General features: G+C 42.1%; 19 protein-coding genes. 5 read left to right on the plus strand and 14 right to left on the minus strand.

Annotated elements, in window-relative coordinates; genetic code table 11:
* The first annotated feature begins 5 nt into the window (after positions 1–5).
* On the plus strand, positions 6–3,098 hold the full coding sequence (locus E2L03_RS17525; RefSeq protein WP_134259915.1) for a beta-galactosidase: 3,093 nt from the start codon (positions 6–8) through the stop codon (positions 3,096–3,098).
* A gap of 471 nt (positions 3,099–3,569) precedes the next feature.
* A complete protein-coding gene (locus tag E2L03_RS17530) occupies positions 3,570–4,031 on the plus strand; it encodes a hypothetical protein (protein ID WP_134259917.1) in 462 nt (153 codons plus the stop codon).
* A gap of 16 nt (positions 4,032–4,047) precedes the next feature.
* Here E2L03_RS17530 and E2L03_RS17535 read toward each other — a convergent pair whose 3' ends face one another.
* Positions 4,048–5,808 carry an N-acetylglucosaminidase gene (locus E2L03_RS17535; protein ID WP_166740362.1) on the minus strand — a complete coding sequence of 587 codons (1,761 nt, stop codon included), beginning with the start codon at positions 5,806–5,808 and terminating at the stop codon, positions 4,048–4,050.
* A 183-nt stretch (positions 5,809–5,991) separates the two neighbouring features.
* Here E2L03_RS17535 and E2L03_RS17540 point away from each other — a divergent pair, with 183 nt between their 5' ends.
* Together E2L03_RS17540 and E2L03_RS17545 are read left to right on the plus strand one after the other, a co-directional pair.
* Positions 5,992–6,444, plus strand: coding sequence for a DinB family protein (locus tag E2L03_RS17540; RefSeq protein ID WP_134259921.1), 453 nt, complete (start codon positions 5,992–5,994; stop codon positions 6,442–6,444).
* A complete protein-coding gene (locus tag E2L03_RS17545; protein WP_134259923.1) occupies positions 6,437–6,925 on the plus strand; it encodes an NUDIX hydrolase in 489 nt (162 codons plus the stop codon). The genes E2L03_RS17540 and E2L03_RS17545 overlap by 8 nt, the downstream gene beginning before the upstream one ends.
* 74 nt (positions 6,926–6,999) lie before the next feature.
* Here E2L03_RS17545 and E2L03_RS17550 read toward each other — a convergent pair whose 3' ends face one another.
* From E2L03_RS17550 to E2L03_RS17570, 5 genes are all read right to left on the minus strand, one after another.
* A complete protein-coding gene (locus tag E2L03_RS17550; RefSeq protein WP_038483850.1) occupies positions 7,000–8,508 on the minus strand; it encodes a tripartite tricarboxylate transporter permease in 1,509 nt (502 codons plus the stop codon).
* Between the two features lie 12 nt (positions 8,509–8,520).
* Entirely contained in the window at positions 8,521–8,979 is a 459-nt protein-coding gene (locus tag E2L03_RS17555) for a tripartite tricarboxylate transporter TctB family protein (protein ID WP_134259925.1), read from the minus strand.
* A gap of 11 nt (positions 8,980–8,990) precedes the next feature.
* Positions 8,991–9,992: a tripartite tricarboxylate transporter substrate binding protein gene (locus E2L03_RS17560; protein WP_095150939.1), complete on the minus strand. Its 1,002-nt coding sequence runs from the start codon at positions 9,990–9,992 to the stop codon at positions 8,991–8,993.
* Positions 9,993–10,095: 103 nt separating this feature from the next.
* Positions 10,096–11,736 (minus strand): AMP-binding protein, encoded by a 1,641-nt coding sequence (locus E2L03_RS17565; protein ID WP_134259927.1) that lies wholly within the window; start codon positions 11,734–11,736, stop codon positions 10,096–10,098.
* Positions 11,737–12,035: 299 nt separating this feature from the next.
* Positions 12,036–12,644 (minus strand): TetR/AcrR family transcriptional regulator C-terminal domain-containing protein, encoded by a 609-nt coding sequence (locus E2L03_RS17570; protein WP_134259929.1) that lies wholly within the window; start codon positions 12,642–12,644, stop codon positions 12,036–12,038.
* A 160-nt stretch (positions 12,645–12,804) separates the two neighbouring features.
* On the opposite strand from E2L03_RS17570, the gene E2L03_RS17575 reads away from it, so the two are divergent.
* On the plus strand, positions 12,805–13,587 hold the full coding sequence (locus E2L03_RS17575; protein ID WP_124742760.1) for an SDR family oxidoreductase: 783 nt from the start codon (positions 12,805–12,807) through the stop codon (positions 13,585–13,587).
* A 109-nt stretch (positions 13,588–13,696) separates the two neighbouring features.
* On the opposite strand, the gene E2L03_RS17580 is transcribed toward E2L03_RS17575, so the two are convergent.
* The 8 genes from E2L03_RS17580 to E2L03_RS17615 all read right to left on the minus strand — a co-directional run bounded on the left by E2L03_RS17580 (position 13,697) and on the right by E2L03_RS17615 (position 22,022).
* Positions 13,697–14,359: a response regulator gene (locus tag E2L03_RS17580; protein WP_206698953.1), complete on the minus strand. Its 663-nt coding sequence runs from the start codon at positions 14,357–14,359 to the stop codon at positions 13,697–13,699.
* Positions 14,343–15,959: an ATP-binding protein gene (locus E2L03_RS17585; protein ID WP_134259933.1), complete on the minus strand. Its 1,617-nt coding sequence runs from the start codon at positions 15,957–15,959 to the stop codon at positions 14,343–14,345. Before E2L03_RS17585 ends, E2L03_RS17580 begins: the two co-directional genes overlap by 17 nt.
* Positions 15,960–16,090: 131 nt before the next feature.
* A complete protein-coding gene (locus E2L03_RS17590) occupies positions 16,091–16,933 on the minus strand; it encodes a sugar phosphate isomerase/epimerase family protein (protein WP_124742763.1) in 843 nt (280 codons plus the stop codon).
* Positions 16,930–17,922, minus strand: coding sequence for a Gfo/Idh/MocA family protein (locus E2L03_RS17595; protein ID WP_124742764.1), 993 nt, complete (start codon positions 17,920–17,922; stop codon positions 16,930–16,932). Before E2L03_RS17595 ends, E2L03_RS17590 begins: the two co-directional genes overlap by 4 nt.
* Positions 17,923–17,940: 18 nt before the next feature.
* Positions 17,941–18,957, minus strand: a complete 1,017-nt coding sequence (locus E2L03_RS17600; RefSeq protein WP_124742765.1) for a Gfo/Idh/MocA family protein — start codon at positions 18,955–18,957, stop codon at positions 17,941–17,943.
* Between the two features lie 28 nt (positions 18,958–18,985).
* Complete coding sequence (locus E2L03_RS17605) at positions 18,986–19,795, minus strand: carbohydrate ABC transporter permease (protein ID WP_038483869.1); 810 nt, start codon at positions 19,793–19,795, stop codon at positions 18,986–18,988.
* A 21-nt stretch (positions 19,796–19,816) separates the two neighbouring features.
* Positions 19,817–20,746: a carbohydrate ABC transporter permease gene (locus tag E2L03_RS17610; protein ID WP_038483871.1), complete on the minus strand. Its 930-nt coding sequence runs from the start codon at positions 20,744–20,746 to the stop codon at positions 19,817–19,819.
* Positions 20,747–20,765: 19 nt separating this feature from the next.
* Entirely contained in the window at positions 20,766–22,022 is a 1,257-nt protein-coding gene (locus E2L03_RS17615; RefSeq protein WP_243839544.1) for an ABC transporter substrate-binding protein, read from the minus strand.
* Positions 22,023–22,043: the final 21 nt, after the last annotated feature.

The raw sequence follows: 22,043 nt of genomic DNA on the forward strand, positions 1-22,043 counted from the left end.
CCGTTATGTCTTATTTATTTTTTTACGATTCCACATTTCCATTTGATGGAGAGCGTCCATCATCTACACAACTAGCAGCTCTCACTCAAGTAGTCGATGTAAACGAAGTAGAGGACGCACTAACTAGCGGACAATACGACACGTTTATTAATTTACATGGTTCTTATTTTCCTAAGACTATGTGGTCATCTCTGCTCCGTTTTCTTGAAACAGGTGGTGGGCTTGTACATATTGGCGATATTCCATTCCGATACCCTGTCTACAAAGACAATCATGAATGGAAAATAGAAGTGGAACAAACCGCTTACCACCAGCAACTTCAAATACATGAAGCGTTAGCAGTTCGGACGGATCATGTACAAACGCTCGTACCATCAAGCGAACGACCGCTTTTACAGCCGTTTATTGAAACCATCAGCATACAACCTACCTATGGATTTGTGCTTCACGTGACGAAACAGGATGATCATCCATTAGAGAACGGATCAAGTGGACCGATGGATGCTCACATCTATCCTCTTCTTGTAGGACAGACAGCTGATAACAGGAACGTTTCGGCACCTGTTGTCTTAATTGAAAATACGAAAGGCTCCTTCGCAGGCGGACGATGGATTTTCTTTAACCAACGAATTGATCAGTTGTTTTGGGAACAAGGAATGGATTTACTGAACAAGCTTGCTTGGTATACTGCTGAAGGGGTTACAGAAATTTGGGTTAAACCCGGCTATGCCAGTTACTACCCACAAGAGGTACCGACTCTGACCATTCAAGTACAAAGTCTTTCTTTGCATCATCGTCCTGATCAAAAGAAAGAGTGGACGCTTCACTTACGTGTAAATAAGGATGAGGATTGCCTTTACGAAGACGTTATCCATGTTACACAATCCCTTCACTTATCATTCCTAAAACGAACGCTTCCTTTTCAAGTTCAAGAAGGATTTTACACGATCGACGTGAAAGCGACATCCACCGCAGGAGAAAGCATTGAACTGAATCAAGGCTTTTGGGGTTTTTCAGAAGCTTTGCTAGCATCTGGTACGCCGTTAAAAGCCAATCGAGATTATTTTGAAAAAGACGGTGAACCGTTCCCGATTGTTGGGATGACCTATATGACGTCAGACGTCGCACGCAAGTTTCTATTCCTTCCTAATGCTCATGTCTGGGATCGCGATATGGAACAAATGAAGAACGCTGGAATTAACCATATTCGTTCAGGTATATGGACTGCATGGCGCCAAATCATGTTTGTAGACGGACATCCGTATGAAGAAGTCCTTCGTGCCATTGACGCCTTCGTACTGACAGCAAAAAAGCATGAACTTGATCTGTGCTTTACCTTTTTTGCCTTTACTCCTGAAACGTGGGAAGGAAGCAACCCATACTTAGATCCACGAAGTCTTGCAGCCCAAAAGCGATTTATTGCAGCGATCGCTTCGCGCTATACAGAAGCGACTCATTTACACTGGGATTTAATTAACGAGCCTTCTATGTTTGATCCAAAGCGTATCTTTTCCGGACCACGTTCGGCACGAGACCCTTATGAGATAAAGGCTTTCCAAGATTGGACCCGAGAAAAATACGGAACGATCCGTCGTGTACAGGAAGCATGGAATTATTCATCAGCAGAACTACCTGATTTCCATCACATCGCAACACCGGAACAGGAAGAGATGAATATGGACGTTCAAGATATGCGTAACCCAAGTAAAAACCTAATTTGCCTCGACTATACGTTATTCACCATGGATATGCATAATCGATGGGCCTCGGATTTATCGTCAGCATTGCATGCCATAAACCCAAATCGGTTAGTAACAGTTGGCCAAGATGAAGCATTGTGTTCACAACGACCTACACCATTCTTCTATGCATCAGCCGTTGACTATACGACGAATCACACTTGGTGGCAGCAAGATCATCTAGTCTGGGATGGAGTATTCACGAAAACAAGTGGAAAGCCAAATCTTGTGCAGGAAACAGGCATTATGTATCTCGAGCAACCTGACGGATTAGCGAAACGGACTGAAGATGAATTGCGCACTATTTTAGAGCGCAAGTATGCCTATGCCTTCTCTACTGGGGGAGCAGGAGCCGTACAGTGGCTGTGGAATACGAACTTCTACATGGACAACGTGAATGAGTCCAATATCGGAGCGCTACGTGCTGACGGAACCGAAAAACCAGAAGCAGACGTCTCTTATGACTTCGGAGCTTTTATTGCTGGTGCGAAATCGCTCTTTGTCGATCGAACTCTTGAAGAAGTCGCAGTAGTTTATCCGTATTCAAATGATTTTTCTACACGAAAACTTGCCTTTGCTGCAACGACAAAGGCCATACGTACGCTATCCTATGAATTAAACACTCACGTAAGAGGTTTGAGTGAATATCATTTACATGACTTAATGGAACATCCACCTAAACTCGTTATCGTGCCAAGCGCCCATAATTTTAGTGATGCAGCCTTTGAACAGCTCATCACCTACACGCAACAAGGAGGTACACTCCTCTTCTCCGGACCGTTACGGCTGAATGCAAGCTGGAAACATTCGGAGCGACTAACGAAAGCAATCGGACAAACAACACAACGTAATGTTCTACGTGAAGAAGCACTAACGATGAATGGCAAGACTTACCCAGTTAGCTTTGGCGCAAGACGCATTGCAGAATTAGTAAAAGAAAAGGTCGATGGTTTAAACAAAAACGAAGTGACATCCATTTCAATCGGACATGGAACCTTTATTTGGAGTCCCTTACCAGTTGAGTTAAATGATCGATCGGAAGTGATTGAGGCGCTTTATCGCTATGCTCTTCAACAGGCCAATGTGACGAGTGAACTTATTTGGCATAAAGGTGGAGAAAACCCCGGCGTCTATGGTCGCAAACTTTCATTTAAAGAAGGAGAACTATTCATTTTCGTCTCTGAATTTGCTGAAGATGTAGAGGTTGAAGTGACAAACCCTATTACAAGTAAAACTTATGCTTTCATCCTTGAACAAGAACGATCTGTTCTTTATCATACTGATTTAACAGGTACTATAATAAACAGCTATCGAGACGTTTCTATAAACGAACGAAGAACAACTGTCCACTCATCGTGATGGAAACAGTACGAATAAGTGTTGAAATGAGGCTGGGACAAAAGTAGATAGACAGACCAAAATGTTGAACATTCCTGAAAATAGGAACGTTCGTCGTTTGTTTTATATGAAAATGAGCGGAAGGAGAATCCGAAGACTCCTGGGGGATCAGCACGTGTCTGAAGACTCTGAAGTGGCGGTTTTCCACGGAGGAGGCTGAGGCCGTGTCCCCGGAAAGCGCAGGATTCTCCTGTAGCGGTGCTACTCAGTATATTTTAGACTATTCGTCTTTTCAAATACTACTTTTCGTTATGTCCCCGTCTCTTTTTGGATGAAATGAGAAAGAATGATCCACTAATTCTTAAGTTTTTCTAAACTCTTCGCCCGTCATATTGACGTCAATTTGCTCCATTGCTTATGATAAAACTATAGACTCTGCTCTTGATTCATTCATCCATATTAAAGAGCGTTGTGGTAATAGGAGCGTTGATTATGAAAAAGAAACGATTGTTCATCCCGTTAGCCATTCTCCTCACACTCAGTTGCTGGGTACTCATTTCCATTACCTTGCCACCTAAGTGGGTTGGCATGTCTGAAACAGAATTATGGGTGGCAGACTTTAATCAAGAATCCCTTGCAAAAACAGCTAACTGGTTTGGTCAGGTTTATTGGCATGGGCATTTGAACGTATCTCTTATTGGAGTTGAATTATACCATCACGGTAAGCTATTATCGGAGACACGTAAGAAGAATACATATCTTGGGCATAATGATGCCATTGACTATATACATACAGCCGATGCTGCGTTTGATCGTGATGATCAGCTTGAATTAATTGTCAAATGGGAAGCCAATAGTCACGTGTACGAAGAGTCAATCCCTCTTCAATCACGCAAACGTTTTTTTGCTCTTCCTTCATTTTTAAACCCAAAAACCTCCGTTTACAGTATGTAAACGGAGGTTTTCTGTACTATCCATCAAATCTCGGAATCTCTAATACGAGATTATAAGACCCAATTTCTTGATAAAGATTATACATGTTATTCACTTGCTTAAACGCCCAGCCAATATCCGTCGCGTATTGATGAGTAGGTCGACCATTCTCAATCAGCCCATCAATGTTCCAACGCATTTTGTACAGCGTATTTTGTCCTGCTTTTACGTAACTGTTTCCTATATAACCAGCACCACCAACAATCGCTTTATATGGTGAGTCCCAACCTTCATTGTAAGCACGCTCTAGTCCGCATTCGTTTGGACATGCATCAACAGCACCAATTCCAAACATATTGTAGACAATTGTACCATTGTATTCATTTCCTGATGCGAGAAACGAAGTGCCGTGACCTGTTTCAAGTAGTGCATGAGAAAGCAGATAAATTTCATTCACGCCGTGCATGCGTCCAGCGTCAATAAATGCTTGACCTTGACCGCTTAGCGTTCCCTTTCCTTGCAAATACCGATTTAACACTTCTACCGTTACACCACTCGACTGAGCTAAATCAAGAAACTGAAATTGTTGTCTCTCATCATTTATAAAGTTATTCGGATTCATGTAGTACGCTATATCCTCTACAGATGCTCGAACCCAGTGGAGTTGGTACCATCCATTTTGCGGATTGCCACGAACCGTTACCCTTGTATCTCGTGTTAAACGATCCACCACTGCATAAGCCGTGCTTGGTCCACTTCGCACATTTAATACATCTGCATTTACATAGTAATAATTTCCAGTACTGTTATAAGAAATATATTCTGCCGAAACAAATTGACGATACGTATCCGTAACAGCGTAAACACCATGCTGACGCTGAGCCGCTTCTTCTAGGGAGATGTTATACGGAATATACGTATGATCGTTCACATTCTTTTCATTTATCCACACTTCTTGTTCTTTAAGCATCCCTTGATACCAAACCTCTTCACCTTTTTGCTCCGTTAAATGAACATCAAAGCGTGCGTTTTTATGACTATTAAGATCAAACAGCTTGTTTGCACTACTGCCCCAAGCTGTATCATACGCTGCACCTTGCCCACTAATGTAACGTACTTTACTCGTTCGATCAATCTGTACGTCAGGTTCAAGAGCAATGTCTTTATCATTTATGTCATCCGCTTGTTCATCTTCTTCTGGAGCTATCAACTCTACTTGAACTTCTTCGTTTTCAATCTTTTCCGATATATCTCCGTTTACTTCCTCTTCCTTAATAGTTTCATCTGTCGTGGTATCCACGTCTTCCTGGTTTGCTTCAGTTGTCGGTTTTTCAATCGTACCTTCTTCTACTCGTTGTTCTTTTTCGTCCTCAACAAAGTCCTTGTCTACTGTATCTTCGCTTGTTTCTTCTATTGCGTGATCAGTATTTAACTGTTCGTCGGAGATCAAATCATTTTCATCATTTGAAATAAGGTCATCTTCCTCTAAAAGGTTCTCTTCTTGATGGAAAGACAAATTCTCTTGTATGTACACTTTTAGCTGCTCACGGATTTCTGGTTCTTCTAAATCAAATTGGCTTATAAGAAAAGAAATGGATTGCTCTTCAGATAAACCTTCCGATTCAATGATTGTATATAGACAATCACTTGCTAAAAGCTGTTCAAATGATTCTTCCTCCCCTTCTGCTAGGCATTGTTTAATGACATGTGTACCTTCCTGCATCGCTAGAGTCACATACGGTAAAGTTAAATTAGACGTAAACAAAAGAATCAATAATACTAAACCGATTTTCTTCATTCCGATCTCCCTCATTTCTTTGTATTAGCAAAAAAGAGCGAATTTATCACTCTTTTTTTACCTTTCCTACACTATTCACTTGCGCAAGTCCACATGTCTTTCCTGTGAGAGCAACTTTTCACCACCCTATTTAATACTTTTTTCAGAATAATACGTTAAACTAAAAAAAAAGGAGGCGTCAGAATGTCATCTATTCGTGATTTAACAGGAATGATTGAAGAGATAAAGCAGTTAAAGGAAATGAATGAAGACACTCTCTTAGAACCACTCGCAGAGGGAAAGTGGTCGGTACGCGAGATTGTTGGACATCTTTACAATTGGGATGCTCACAATACATCGAATATGGTGCCGTTTATGGAAGATGGCGCCCAATTACCCGCTTTTCCTAGCCACGACTCATTTAATGAGGCTGGTTTGAAGGGACTTGAAAACGTTGATGTCTATACACTTATCAACCACTTTATTTCACAACGTGCTCAATTCATTGAAACCTTAGAAGCGGTTGACCCATCAGCTCGATTTACGATTGGTAAAGGAAAGCGTAAGTTTTCAGCGGAAAGTTTTGCGAAGATATTTGTTCACCATGATCAAGAGCATCGACCACAGCTCCGTGAGAAAGCAGACTTTAATGACTAGCTTAGACGTTTGTTGGGGGAATGGTTTCGTTCAGCTGACTTGGATACCAATGAGTGCTCTCCCTTTTGCTGAGAAGGTCACAAGTGCCCACGGATTTTGCTTTTATCAAAAACAGGCGATGCTCGTCTATTTAAAAGAGAGAGGCTGGGATTTACCTGGAGGACATGTGGAAAAAGGAGAGACACCTACAGCTGCTTTTCAACGCGAATGCTTTGAAGAAGGATATGTTTCAGGTGAATGCACATTAATAGGTTGCATTGAAGTGAATCATGAAAAAAATAGTGCTTGGAATGAAACAAGCCCGTACCCTAAAATCGGCTATCAAGCTTTTTATCGAATGAATGTATCAACACTCCACCCATTTAATGGAGATTTTGAAGCAACGAAACGAACGTTTGTGAACCCGAATCAATATGGAGATTGGCACCATGGCTGGCATCGTGTGTATGCATCAGCGCTCACAGAAGCTCTACGAAACTGATGCCTCACCTTTTCTTGAAAGCTATCCCAATAGAAAAAACCTTACGAGCTCAACGCTCATAAGGCTTTTCATTCCTACATTCCAATTGATTGATCATTGCTTTTGCGTCGTTTGACTGCATTTCTCCACGTCGGAATCACAAGCGAGAGGATCGTTAATACAATTAATGATAGAGCAAGCGGACTTTGTGCAAAAATCGCTAATGAGCCATCCGAAATGGTTAAGGATTGACGCAACATTTGTTCCATCATCCCACCAAGGATAAAGGCTAAAATGAAGGGTGCTGCCGGAAAAGCAAAAATACGCATAAGATAGCCAAGGATGCCAAACAAGACAAGTAAATAAAGATCAAACGTACTAAAGCTAACCGCGTACACCCCGACTAAGCTAAAGATGACAACAAGTGAAATCAGCAAAGGTCGAGGAACAGCTAAAATCTTCACGAAATATGGGATAAGGGGTAGATTTAAAATTAGTAGAAAGACGTTCCCAATGTACATACTGGCAATGACACCCCAAAAAACAGTTGGGTTTTCTGTAATTAAAAGGGGTCCCGGCTGTAAGCCTAACACGAGAAATGCACCTAGCATGACAGCGGTTGTTCCTGAACCTGGAATCCCTAGTGACAGCAGTGGCACGAACGCACCGCTAGTAGCAGCATTATTGGCCGTTTCAGGTCCAGTCAGCCCTTTAATGGACCCCTTGCCAAACTCCTCTGGATTCTTCGCTAGTTTTTTCTCGGAAATATACGCAATGAATGAAGAAATCGTCGCACCCGCTCCTGGTAAGATGCCAAGGAGAAAACCGAGAAAGGATTGTCTTGTCATTGGTCCTTTCATTTCATTTAAATCCGATTTACTCAGCTTCAAACTGCCAATGTTTTTAAAACCACTCATGGATTCTCGTCGATTTAAAATGAGGAAACACACTTCAGCCAGAGCGAAAACGCCAAGGGCAATAATGAGGAAGTCTATTCCATCCAGTAAGTTAACACTTCCAAAGGTAAAACGTGTTGTACCTGTCTGTGAATCAATCCCAATGGTTACGACCATGAAACCTAGAACAGCGGAAGTTAGTGCTTTTAACGTTGAGCCTTCGCTTAAACTGGCGATTGCCGTAAGCCCGAGCAACATAAGCGCGAAGTACTCAGGTGGTCCAAAATAAATCGCGACACTTGCAAGCATAGGTGCAAACAACATAAGTAAAATAACACTTACTGTCCCACCAACAAAGGAAGCGATTGCGGAGATCGCAAGAGCTTTTCCAGCTTTCCCTTGCTTCGCCATTGGGTAGCCATCAAATGCCGCTGCTACTGTGCCCGCTACTCCAGGCGCATTTAACAAAATGGAAGAAGTCGATCCTCCATACATTGACCCGTAATACACACCTGCCATCATTACGAGCGCTATGGTAGGGTCCATTCCGTACGTAATCGGAATCATGATAGCGATGGCACTAATAGGGCCAAGTCCCGGTATCATACCGATAATGGTTCCAAGCAGTACACCAATAAAAACAAACAAAATGCCTTCCCAACTAAAAGCCGCTGAGAATCCTTGCATTAATCCATCAAATGAACCCATTACACATCCCCCTTAAAACGGCAGGATTCCAGCCGGTAGGCGGATCGCTAAGCCATAATTAAACAAACTATAAACACCTACTGAGAAAATGAGTGCGGTTAAAACCGTCACAACCCATTTTCTGTAGCCGAGAATACGTGAAGAGATAAGAATAAATAAAGCCGTCATAATAAAAAATCCAACTACTTCTAAAACAGTAATATACATAAGAACAAGCCCCATCATTCCAAACAGCATATATGCCTCTTTTTTCGGGATCGTCCGCTTCTTTTTCTGTTCCTCCGTATCTACATCTTTCGCAAAGAAAAAACAAATGCCGAGCACTAGCAAGCTAGCACCGAGTAATTTTGGAATTAAGTCTGAATCAACAGGTACAAAAGCATACTCAGGTAGTTGAAACGCCATGATTAAATACGAAGCTGCAACAACAATTAATACAAGCGATATTCCACGATTTACGGTTAGTTTCATACGCGCTCCTCCTAATTTCCACCAAATCCAAGTTCATCTAATGCTGCTTGCAAGTCAACAGACTGCTCATCTAAGAATTCCGTAAATGCTTCATGCCCCATGTACAGTTCATCCCATCCGTATGCTTCTCGGACTTCAGCAAAAGAATCCGAGAGAGATGCTTGCTCAAACACATCCTCATAATAGGCAAGTTGTTCGTCTGTCATGTCTGGTGGGCCAAACACGCCTCGCCACACGACAAATTCTGCGTCAATTCCTTGCTCAATCCCTGTTGGTAGGGTGGAGAGATAGTCACCTTCTAATCGTTCAGGGGCTGTAATGCCTAATATTTTCATCTTACCTGCCCGTGCCTGCTCAGCTGCTTCTGAAACACCTGTCGAAATCACGTCAACACTTCCGTTTAAGACTGATGTCATGGCGCCACCATCTTGATCCGACACATAACGAATTTTCGTAATATCCACGCCAGCAGCTTGCGCAAACAGAATAAACTGCATGTGATCCATACTGCCTGGAGAGGATACACCTATCGTTGTCACTTGTGATGGGTCTTCTCGCATATCAGCAAACAGTTCGTCTAACGTATCCCACTTTGCATCGTCTCGTACGGCAAAAGCACCATAGTCTGCTATTAAATTAGCAATCGGTGTAAAATCTTTGTAGCCGTACTGGGACTGTCCAGCTAACTCAACAAAGTGAAGTGGAGGCGAGCCAATAAAGATGTTGTGAGGGTCATTTCGCTTATGGATGTAGGCCCAGGCAACAGCTCCTCCACCACCTGGCTTATTGACAACCCCAAAACTTTGATTCGCAAGATCATTTTCATCAATCGTCTTTGAAAGCATTCGAGCTGTTGTGTCCCATCCTCCTCCAGCTGCGGCCGGAGCAATAAATTCAATGGAACGATCAGGCTTCCAGTTCCCACTCGCATCGACAGACCCATGTTGAACAGGCATGGAGCAAGCACCTAAAAGAACCGTACACCCAAGCGGAAGTAGCCATGATTTTTTCATATGAAACACCCTTTCTACGATATAATAGGTCTGTAATAGCGATAATAGATTTAGAAAGTCTATTGAATTGGTAGCTGCTTTATCAAAAACAGCTACCGTTTCATTAAAGCGTTTTCATTTTGTTAATCGCTTGTTCCTTAAGTTTAAACTTTTGAACCTTTCCTGACGCTGTCATCGGAAATTCCTCGCACATTTCGATATATCGAGGAATTTTATAATGAGCAATCTTGCCTTTGCAATAAGCGATTAACGCTGATTTTTCGATTTCCATACCTTCTTTTACCCGAATCCAAGCCATCACTTCTTCCCCGTATTTCTCATTAGGAACACCGATGACTTGCACATCTAGAAGAGCAGGATGAGTATAAAGAAATTCCTCGACCTCACGGGGATAAATATTCTCCCCTCCACGGATAATCATATCTTTCAGTCGCCCTGTAATCGTGCAATTCCCAGCTTCGTCCATAACTGCTAAATCACCTGTATAGAGCCAGCCGTCTTCGTCGATTGTGTTATCCGTTGCTTCTTGATTTTTGTAGTAGCCTTTCATGACATTATAACCACGACAACAAATTTCACCTTGTACACCTAGTGGTACCTCTTGTCGAGTCGAAGGGTCAACAATCTTCACCTCGATCTGTGGCATGGCTCGACCAACGGTCTGCACACGTACATCTAGTGAATCACTTGTGCGTGTTTGGGTAATACCAGGGGATGTTTCTGTTTGCCCGTAAACAATCGTTAATTCGTTTGCGCCCATATCATCTGATACTTTTTTCATCACTTCGATTGGACACGTTGAGCCTGCCATTATCCCTGTACGTAATGAGGATAAATCATAGGATGAGTAAGCAGGATCGTTTAATTCAGCGATGAACATTGTTGGTACTCCATGAACAGCTGTACAGCGTTCCTTTTCAATCGAGGTTAGCACATCCGCTACATTAAACTCTTGTACAGGCACCATCGTTGCTCCACTTGTGACACAAACCAATGTCCCTAATACACAACCGAAACAATGAAAGAAAGGCACCGGAATACACAAGCGATCTTTATAGGTGAAATTCATCCCTTCTCCAGCATGCTTGCCTGTATTAATAAGGTTATGGTGCGTAAGCATAACGCCTTTTGGAAAACCGGTTGTGCCTGACGTATATTGCATATTGATGACATCATAAGGGTCAAGCTGTTTGAGACGTTGATCAAGCGTTGCATCTGTCACTTGATCTGCATACGTAAGGAGATCTTGCCAATTGAGCATACCTGGGTAATGCTTCTCACTTAGAACAATGACGTTTTTTAAGTGAGGGAATGTTTCCGATTGTAGCTGTCCTGGTATCGCTGTTTTTAATTCAGGAAGGATTTCATAAATGATATCTAAGTACGATACGCCTTTATACGATTCCATTAAAATAAGCGTTTTTGAATCAGACTGCTTTAGGAGATACGCTAGCTCCCTTGCTTGATAATTCGTGTTAACCGTAACAAGTACCGCACCCATTTTTCCTGTTGCAAATTGCGTTGTCACCCATTCTGGCATATTTGACGCCCAAATAGCTACGTGATCCCCTCGTTTTACTCCGAGACCAATGAGTGCTTTCGCCACATGTCTGCACGTTTCATTAAACTCGCTATAAGACAGACGTAACCCTCGATCCACATAGACAAGTGCATCATTGTTTGGAATGTCCCTTGCTTTCGTTTCAAGCAACATTCCGATAGTCGTATTCATCAATTGGCTCATGCGTGTCATTCCACCTCTTTTTGAAGACTAAAAAGACAGCATCTAACTGAAAAGTCGGAAAATAAATGACCTTCCTTCACGTAAAGCTGCTCTCTTTTACCTTTTACAGTTCTCCCCTTACCCTTTAACTCCTTCTAGAAATAAGTGCGAGAGTATTAAGATGATGAATTCACTTCATTTGCATGACTGAGTTTTATTTATCTTACACAAACTCCCCTTAAATGTAACCGTTTTCAATTTAATGTTCATTTTGTTCATAAAGTTCACACAAATTGCAGAGGCAAAGGAAATACATCCCTCTAGCCTCTACTCGTTACTTTAAACTCTTTTGCAAATGATTCGAGTATATGGATAAGACGCTCAGCCATATCATTTGGACTAATAGGATATCCTTTTTCAATCCAATCGACTAATAAGCCTGCTGTACCATGAGCCATATATAGCTTATGTGCATCATAGTTAATATCTCGATCTTGATTTACAGATACCAGCTGAAAGTGTTCCTTCAACACCTCATAGATCGCTTGCGGCAAGTCGCGATGCAGGCTCGGTATTGTGTCTTCAATGGTGTATAAGTTAAAAAAAGCCTGGTTGGCATAAATGAAATGGGTCAATTCAAATGACCCAGCATGCATGGTACCTGTTGTCACGTTTTTTCCTTTTTCGTATTTATTCATACTCGTCTCTTTAATTTGTTGATACATCTGTGCTTTCAATTCATCTGAAAGACAATACTTATCCTGATAATAAAGATAAAAAGTGGTTCGGTTGTAATCTGCTTTTTTCACAATATCTGTAACAGACACATGGCTGAATCCCTTTTCATGAACGAGAGTAATAAAAGCTTCCTTAAAGTTGTTTTTTGTCCGCTCACTTTGTTTTGACGATCGTTTTTCACTTGAAGTCATGTATGATTCCTCCAAAAATCAACATAATAACCAAAGGTGTAGATTTTATCGACAGATCCGACCTGATTAACGATTGTTGTACACAATGAATCCGTTTACACTCGAAATAGAAGTTCCTTCCCTTGTTTTTATTATAGCATCGCTAAAAGGAGACGTTTTTATGAATCGATTTGAAGATAAGGTCATTATCATTACAGGTGGTGGCTCTGGATTAGGAAGAGCAGCAGCGAAACAGATTGCATCTGAAGGAGCCAAATTAGTTCTTGTAGATTTAAATATGGCAGGTCTAGAGGAAACAAAACAAGTCATTTTAGAGGAGTTCCCTCAAGTCACTGTGGAATTAGTCGAAGCAAACGTCGCAAAAGAGGAAGACGTTAAGAAATATGTTCAGTTCACCAAAGACACATTTGGACAAATTGATGGCTTCTTTAATAATGCTGGCGTTGAAGGAAAACAAAACCTTACAGAGGATTATGGCATTGAAGAATTTCAGAAGGTGGTTGACATTAACCTAAATGGTGTCTTCTATGGAATGAAGCACGTCTTAAAGATTATGAAAGAACAAGGCTTTGGATCGGTTGTGAACACAGCATCCGTTGGTGGTATTCGTGGTGTCGGTAACCAATCCGGCTACGCAGCAAGTAAACACGGAGTTGTCGGTTTAACAAAAAACTCAGGCATTGAATACGGTCAGTTCGGTGTCAGCATTAAAGCCATTGCTCCAGGTGCCATCATGACCGCTATGGTAGAAGGTTCTTTACGTCAAATTGGCGGGGATAACTGGGAAGACGCTGGTAAAGAATTTGTTAAAGCGAACCCTATGCTTCGCTTTGGTAAGCCAGAAGAGGTTGGTTACCTTGTTGCTTTTCTTCTATCACATCAAGCAGACTTTATTAATGCAACTGTTATTCCAATTGATGGTGGTCAATCATATAAATACTAACTGCGAGAACTAGTTAAAAACGAACCCATACGATTGTTCATGGGTTCGTTTTCTTTTTGTAGCCGGTTCTTTTTAAAAATCACCTGTCGCCACACCTGTGCCAATAGGTCTACAGCTTCCAATATTTTCGCTCTGGCCTTCCTACTATGCCATACTCCAACTCTGCTTTCGCCTCATCTATTGAAATCAAATATTCTAAGTAACGGCGGGAGGTTGTTCGTGATGCGCCAAATTCCTTGCCAAGGGCCTCCGCTGTTATCCCGTCTTGCTGTTTACTGAGAAGATGGCGAACCTTTTCTAATGTGAGCCTGTCAATTCCTTTAGGCAATTCACTTTCTTTGTCACTATTGTCTTTTACGCGGAGAAAAAAGGAGTCCGCGAGAGCTTGGGTTATTCGAGGGGACTGCTTTAATTGTTTACTCTGCGCCTGCGCTTTTTCAATGGCTTCCTTCAAGCGTTCAAAGGCAATCGGTTTGATGAGGTAATCGATCACTCCAAGGTGAAGGGCTTCTGTAAAGATGTCTTTTTCTGTAGCAGCTGTGATAAGAATAATTTGCAAATGAGGGGCTACTTCATATAACTGCTCGACTACATCGACGCCTAATTGATCTGGTAGATAAACATCTAATAACACTAAATCAGGTTGATACCGGTTAACAAGCTGAATGGTTTCATTAGCTGTCTGAGCTTTTGCAACGACATGGATGTCTTGGAGCTGTTGCAAAAACTTCTCGTGGATACCTGCTACATGATAATCATCTTCTGCTATCATTACGTTCACTTCGTTCTCCCACCTGTTCTTTTGGAATGTATAAACTCATAATGGTTCCTGATGGTTGATTGTCTTCGATTTCAAGTGTCCCGTTCAATTCTGTAAGCGCCGCTTTCACAAGTGCTAGACCATAACCCCTTTGACCACATTTTGTTGTCGTGCCTCGCTCGAATAACTGAGTTTGGATCGATTCAGCGATTCCTGATCCATTATCTGCCACTTCAACAATTAGTTCTCTGCCAATATCGGTTAAAAACACTTCCACAGTTGGCTTGTCACGTCCTATCACTGCATCAAATGCATTGTCAACAACATTCCCAATAATGGTCACGAGAGGGGCCGCTGCTTCTGCCGGCCATTGCCATTCAACTGTGCTCGAAGAATCAAGTGTAAAGCTAATTTTTTTCTCAGAAGCTTTTGAGCGTTTACCTATTAGTATGGCTTGAATAGTAGGATCTTGAATTTGTTCAAAAACAATCTGGTCATCACGCGTTTGGGTGCCTGTTTCTTCTTCAATAAAATCAATTGCCTCATCATAGTAGCCTAATTGAAGATAGCCAGATATAGCGTACAATTTATTCGTATATTCATGAGTTTGCGCCCGAAGATCCTTTGAATACTGTTGAATCTCCGATAAAGCGTTTACTAACTCCTGTAATTCAGTTCGATTTTGAAAGCGGGCGACTTTCCCTGCATATTGCCCATCTTCATTTATAATTTGATAATAAATAATAAGACGTTTTTCATTGACGATTACTTCGTTTTGACCTGTGGCTTCTTCGTCTTGTAAGACAGCCGCAATCTCTGAATTTGGCAAAACATGATGAATCTTCTGTCCGATGGCCTGCTCATCGATTTGAAGTACCTCTTTGGCAAGTGCATTTAGAAGTGTGACTCTTCCATCCTGGTCCGTTGCTAACAATCCTTCACTCACCGCTTCAATGACAGCATGACGCTCTTTATACAAACGTGCAATTTGATAGGGCTCCAACCCGAATGTATCGCGGCGAATACTTTTAGCAAGTGCATTACTCCCTACCATACCTATCAAGAAGATAACGAGAATGGCGGAGGCAAATACGGTAAAGCCTTTTAAAAACGTTGCGTTTATGTATTCAACCATGTAGCCAACCGAGACCACGCCAATAATAGAGCCGTCTTCCCCACGAATCGGTGTTTTTCCACGAACCGCTTCACCAAGTGAACCCTGAGCCAGAGACGTATAGCTTCGTCCATAAAGGAGCGCATCATCGTTATCCCCACCTACCATCTCTTTGCCAATTTGTTCACGGTTTGGATGGGTTAAGCGTACGCCGTCACGATCACCAATGACAATATATTCTGCACCCGCATTACGTTGAATCTGATCAATCAGCTCTCTTACCTGTTCTCTATTTCCAGTGCCACTTAATGCTTGTTTTACTTCTGGTATTTCTGCCACTGTTAAAGCAGTCGTTAACGCTTGCTCACCGATTAAATGACGCGCTTGCTCCCGTTCTAAATAGATATAAACAACTGTTATGAGTAGCATAATAAGAGCAATTAGTGCAAGAACGTATCTTCTAAACTTTTTTTCAAGGGTTCTTTTATTCGTTGTCATACTTTCACCTATTATCTTAAAAGTGATCCTTTTCCGTATAGTTTACTATAGATTCGAGTTGAATGACTCTCTTTTAAAGCGCTTTTTTGGAAAGGTCCCATAAAAAAAACGACCAGTATGGTCGTTTTTTCCTAAGTAGGATAAGGCGTTATTTGCGATGCTAACAAAAGATCCATCTGTCTAGACGTATCATAAGCAAGGGCTGCGGGATCGTAGGCATAGGGGGTTAATTCCGCTGTCAATTCTCCATTATAGCCAATTTCCTGAAGTTCCTTCATCACAGCTTGCCAGTTGACGTCTCCTGCTAATAGATTTGTGAAGCCAGTCATCGCACCGACACTTGTTTTAAAATCTTTTACATGTACTTTAAAAATACGCTCTCCTAATATCCGAATCCACTGCTCTGGGTAGCCAAATTGTAGTACATTTCCGACATCAAAATACGCACCTACGTGAGTTGAATTCACCTCATCAATATATTGGGCCATTTCAAGAGGTGATAACAAAAAGCGGTTCCAGACGTTCTCAATTCCAATTCTGACATTTACCTCTTCTGCTAAAGGGGCAAGCTCTTTCAGTGCCGCGATGCTGCGCTCATAACATTCATCGTACCGCACATCTTCCGTCACCATTCCTGGGACGACAAGGATCGTACTGACGTCTAAATCATGAGCGAATTCCAGCATTCTTCTTACAACGTGTTTCCCTTGCTCTCGAATTTTTTCATCGCCAGAAGAAAGGGGTGTTTGCCATAATAACGAGGTAGATAGGCTATCCATTTCGAGTCCTGCTGCTTTTATTTGCGTTTTTATCGCTTTAGCTTCTTCTACCGTTGTATCAAGGGTTAATCCCACTTCCCCTTGCTTAGCCACGTTTAATTCAATTGTTGAGAATCCGGCCTGTTTCGTCCATTCTAGCACGCGATCAAGTGGTGTTCCCTCTGGATAGCACCATTGGTTTATGCCCTTTTTCATCGCGCTACCTGCTCTCCCTCACCTAATGCAACAACGTCCCCTTTTGCTGCAGAAGCGTAAGCACCAATTGCTACTTCTAACGCTTTTAAACCATCAGTCCCTGTCACAGAAGGACTGCGCTTTTGTCGAACACTTTCAATAAAATCACGAACAAGGCTATCATCCATGTTGTCGCCCCAGAAATTGTACTGAAGACCACCACTATGGTAAAGATCCAATTTCTGCGCTTGTGCATCGACTTTCAATGTCCCTTTCGTTCCGATAAACTCTAGCGTAACATCTCCCCAAATCGGGAAATTCGGATTTCTTGACCAGCTACAATCTAGTGTAGCAAAAACACCGTTTTGAAACGTTAGTGACAATATGCCTGCATCATCAATGGCTTTTGCTGAGAAATGTTGATCGATTTCAGCGTACACATCTGCTACGTCTTCTTGTAAAATCCAGCGCATTATATCCACAACATGGACAGTATGGTCAATAACAGCTCCACCACCTGCTAGCTTCTTATCATTAAACCAACCTCCGGGATTCTTGCCTCGGTTCGTCCCTTTCATTGCTAGGATATCACCAAATTCACCTGCATCAATACGTGCCTTTGCTCGTTTAATGGCTTCGTTAAAGCGGACTGGAAAAGCAGTTTGCAGGAGAACGCCAGCTTCTTCGCATGCAGCAATGATGGCCTGTGCGTCTTCAACTGTATGAGCGAGCGGTTTTTCACATAAAACGGCGGCTCCTGCTTTCGCTGCGGCTACTGCATGTTCTTTATGGCGGGCATTTTCGGAAGTCACAACGACTGCATCAAGCCCTTGAGCCAACAATTCATGGTACGATTGATAGTAGTCCGTTTGATACTGTTGAGCCGCTTCTTTGCCCCGCTTTTCATTATCATCGGCTATTCCCACTACTGTAACCCCATCAATGGCCACTAAACTAGATGCATACGCATGGGCATGACCATGGGCAAAACTAATTATTCCTACTTTCATAACGTCTCCTCCTTCAAATTAATGGGCTACTTTCTGAGAATGAATGGTGACAGGCTTCTTTTTCTTAATGGACTGTAAAGCAGCCATCCCAATTTCCACTGCTCTAAGCGCATCCTCCGCAGTCACGATCGGCTCTTTTCCTGATTGAATACACTGGATAAAGTGACTCAATTCCGTATAGTAAGGGGAGTTCTTTAAAGGACTTTCAGGAACCGCTACACCTGGCTTCCCATCTGGACTTGCTTTTTCCGCTACAAGCGCTTGGTTTTTTTGACTATCATAGTGGAGGATACCCTCTTTACCAGCAAGTTCAAAGGATGTACGGAAGCCTCCATGCGCCCACGTACCTTCAAGGTGGGCAATGACGCCGTTTACAAAACGAAGGGTCACAAGAGCGTAATCCTTTCGTTCTTCATTTATACCCGCGACACCTGCAAGATTCCTGGCATATACCCGTTCCACCTCTCCAAAGCACCACCGTAAGAAGTCAAAATCATGAACCAGTAAGTCAAGAACGAGTCCACCACTCCGGTCCGTGTTTGCATACCAATCTTCCGTCGCAACAGGATACGATCCTCCTCTTGTCGTTCGAACAACACCAACCTTTCCAACCACACCTTCATCCAATGCTTGCTTTGCTTTTTGATATTCTGGAAAGAAACGGACAACATGACCAACGTAAAGGGCAACACCTTGTTTTCGGCAATAGGTAATCATTTCTTCTGCAGCTTCCAGTGAACGGGCTAATGGCTTCTCACAAATAATGGCTGCCTTTACATCGGCCGCTTTTTTCACAAATGCCGGATGAAGGTCTGTAGGGACACAAATCGAAATTACGTCAATATCCTCCCCTACTTCCTTAATCGCTTCATCAAACGAATAGAAAGACTTAGCGCCTGATTTCTCCCCCCATTCGTTTGCTCGTTCTTCTTTCACATCTACTACAGCTGTAAGCTCTGTTTCGTCCATTTCCACAAAACTAGAGGCATGGACCGCCCCCATCGTACCAAGACCAACCACCATAACTCGTACCATTTGATCCATCTCCTTTTTTCATATCTTATTATCTTCGCACTCCACCTAGGGCAATTCCTGCTATTAAATACTTTTGTAAGAAAAGAAACATAAGTAACATTGGTATAGTTGACATGAGTGCAGCTGCCATAAGTAATGGGTATTCTGTTGAATATTGCCCTTCAAAATTCGCTATTCCAACAGAAAGGACGCGCATATCAGCGGAGTTAGTCATAACGAGTGGCCACATAAAATCATTCCATGAAGCTAAGACGGTGAAAATGCCAAGAGCCACAAGCGCTGGCTTTGCATTTGGTAAAATGATGCGCCAATAGACACCCCATTTAGAACACCCATCCATTATGGCGGCTTCATCAAGTTCTTTTGGAATCCCCATAAAAAACTGACGTAGTAGAAACACACCAAATGCACTAAAAATACCGGGAACAATTAAAGCATAAAACGTATTAATCCAGCCGAACTGTGAGAGCAATGCATAATTCGGGATAAGAATGACTTGGATGGGGACCATTAAGACCGATAAGATTACAAGAAACAATGTATTCTTAAACGGAAAATCCAATCGAGCGAATGCATATGCTGCCATCGAGCAGAGAAATAATTGAGAGGCTGTCCGGGCAACTGTGACAAAAATGGTATTGGCATAATACGTTAGGAAATCAGCACTCTCGAATACCCGTGCATAATTATCAAAGTGAAATTGCTCTGGAAAGAGTGTAGGTGGTATTTGCATCGACTCTAAATAGGATTTAAATGAAGTCGAAACCATCCAAAAGAAAGGAATAATCATGACAATTGCACCAACTAGTAACAATATATGAACCCAGCTTTTTCTCATACAACGCCACCCTTTCTAGTATTAACTATCATAATGGACCCATTTTTTCTGACCAGCGAATTGTAAAATCGTTATCCCGAGAATAAGTAAAAACAACACAAAAGCTTGCGCAGAAGCGTAACCCATCTGGGAAAACATAAAGCCTGATTCATACACACCGTACACGATCGTTCTCAGCGGACCAACAAGGGCGGTGGTATCTCCAATCATGACGAACAATAAATCAAATACTTGTAAAGAGCTAATCATCCCCGTTACCATAACAAAAAACAATGTAGGTGTAATAAGTGGTAACGTGATGGAGAAAAACTGCCTCATTTTTGAAGCACCATCTATTTCAGCAGCTTCGTAGTAACCTGTATCTACATTCTGAAGCCCTGCTAATATGAGAATGACATTATTACCTATTGTCATCCAAACGTAGACAGCAATGACGGAAAGAAGCGCAATAGACGGGTTGAACAACCACTCTGGCTGTGGTAAGCCTACCGCACCAAGAAAATAGTTAAACAGCCCATATTCGGTATTGTATAACCATTTCCATACCATCCCTACAGCAATTGGCATTGTAACGACAGGAAGAAAATACAGGGCTCGATAGACGATCATTCCTTTTATACGTTGATTCAGTAAAACAGCAATTAGGGTAGCTATTGCAATCGAAGCAGGAACAGCAACTAGCATAAAGACCAATGTGTTTAATAGCGATCGTAAAAAGATCGGACTAGTAAAAAGCGCAATAAGATTATCCATTCCAGCAAACGAAGGAGCCGTTAGTCCATCCCAATGCGTGAATGACAAAGCAAAGGAAGCCATCGCAGGTCCAATATAAAACGTCATTAACCCTAATACTGTTGGTCCAATAAACAAAAGTGCCCACCACGTATCGTTTGTCCATTTCTTCTTTTTGGTGGAAGATGTAGGCCTAACTGTCATTGAAACGCGCGCCATTTGCTTTCCCCCTTCTTCTTTACTCCTCTAATCCTTGATTCAACATTCGTTCCATTTCAAGACCAACTCGTTCAAGCACGTCTTCTATCGGTTCACCTGAAAGAAAGGCTCCTTGAATTTCAGTTGTCTCCATTCTCTGCCATTCCATTGTGTTTCGAGAGAGCGGGTAAGGAGAACCCGTTTCTTGAGCGTCAATGAAGACTTGTAAATTCATGTCCGGTAACGATTCCAACCATAAATCTGCTGCCGATCGTGCTGCTGGTGTCGAAAAACCGGTTTCTGCAATAATGGTGTTCCCTGTCTCACCGGTTAGTTCCTTCATCAATTCCCATGTAAGCTCCGGATGTTCAGCCCCTCTATTCATTGCCCAACTAATCCCATGCAAAATCGCTGTATCTTCTTTATAGCTCGGAAGTGGTGCAACATCTACTATCTCTCCAAGTTCTTCACGGTACATAACCGCCATAACCGATATAGCCGGCATCATTGCTAATTGGTTGGACATAAATAACTGATTATTGTCATTTTGAATTTGTGATTTAATATCTGGTGAAATCCCTTGCTCGATTAAACGTTCAACAAATCGAAATGCTTCAACTGCTGCATCTGACCGAAAGCCTGACTGAGTTTGGTCTTCACTCACAATGTCGCCTCCAGCTTGATGAATATAATTATAGTAACCCGATTGATTATGAACGACTGGAGCCAAATAGCCATAAATACCTTCTTCCTTATTCGTCAGTTCAGCTCCAACCCGCTCAATGTCTTCCCAAGTCCACGATTCATTTGGATAATCCACACCAGCTTCATCAAAAATGTCTTTGTTATAATAAAGCCCAACAGCATCTACGAAGTAAGGCGCAGCATACAAATTGTCTTCATAACTATATAAATCGATCATACTTTCGTAATAATCACTTTTTTCAAAATCCGCATCTTCCTCTATAAACGGTTCTAAGTTTTGGATTAATCCAGGCTGGGCATATTGATAAAAGTTAACTGCATTCATCCAAAAGAGATCCGGACCCGCTCCACCTCCAATACTTGTTCTCAAGGTTGTCCAATATTGTGAAAACGGGCTATATGTAACTGTTACATCAACATCTGGATGTTTTTCTTTAAATGAAGCAATGGCACCATCTATGGCATCACTTGCTTTTTCATCCCACAGGGCAATACTAATTGACTGGTTACCAGAATCATCATCATTACCACTACAGCCGATTAATCCTACTGCAACAACAGCAAGACTTACCCAATTCGCCACCCTTTTCACTATTTCGCCTCCTTGCCCATT

The organism is Shouchella oshimensis, from assembly GCF_004375095.1.
GTDB lineage: Bacteria > Bacillota > Bacilli > Bacillales > Bacillaceae_D > Shouchella > Shouchella oshimensis.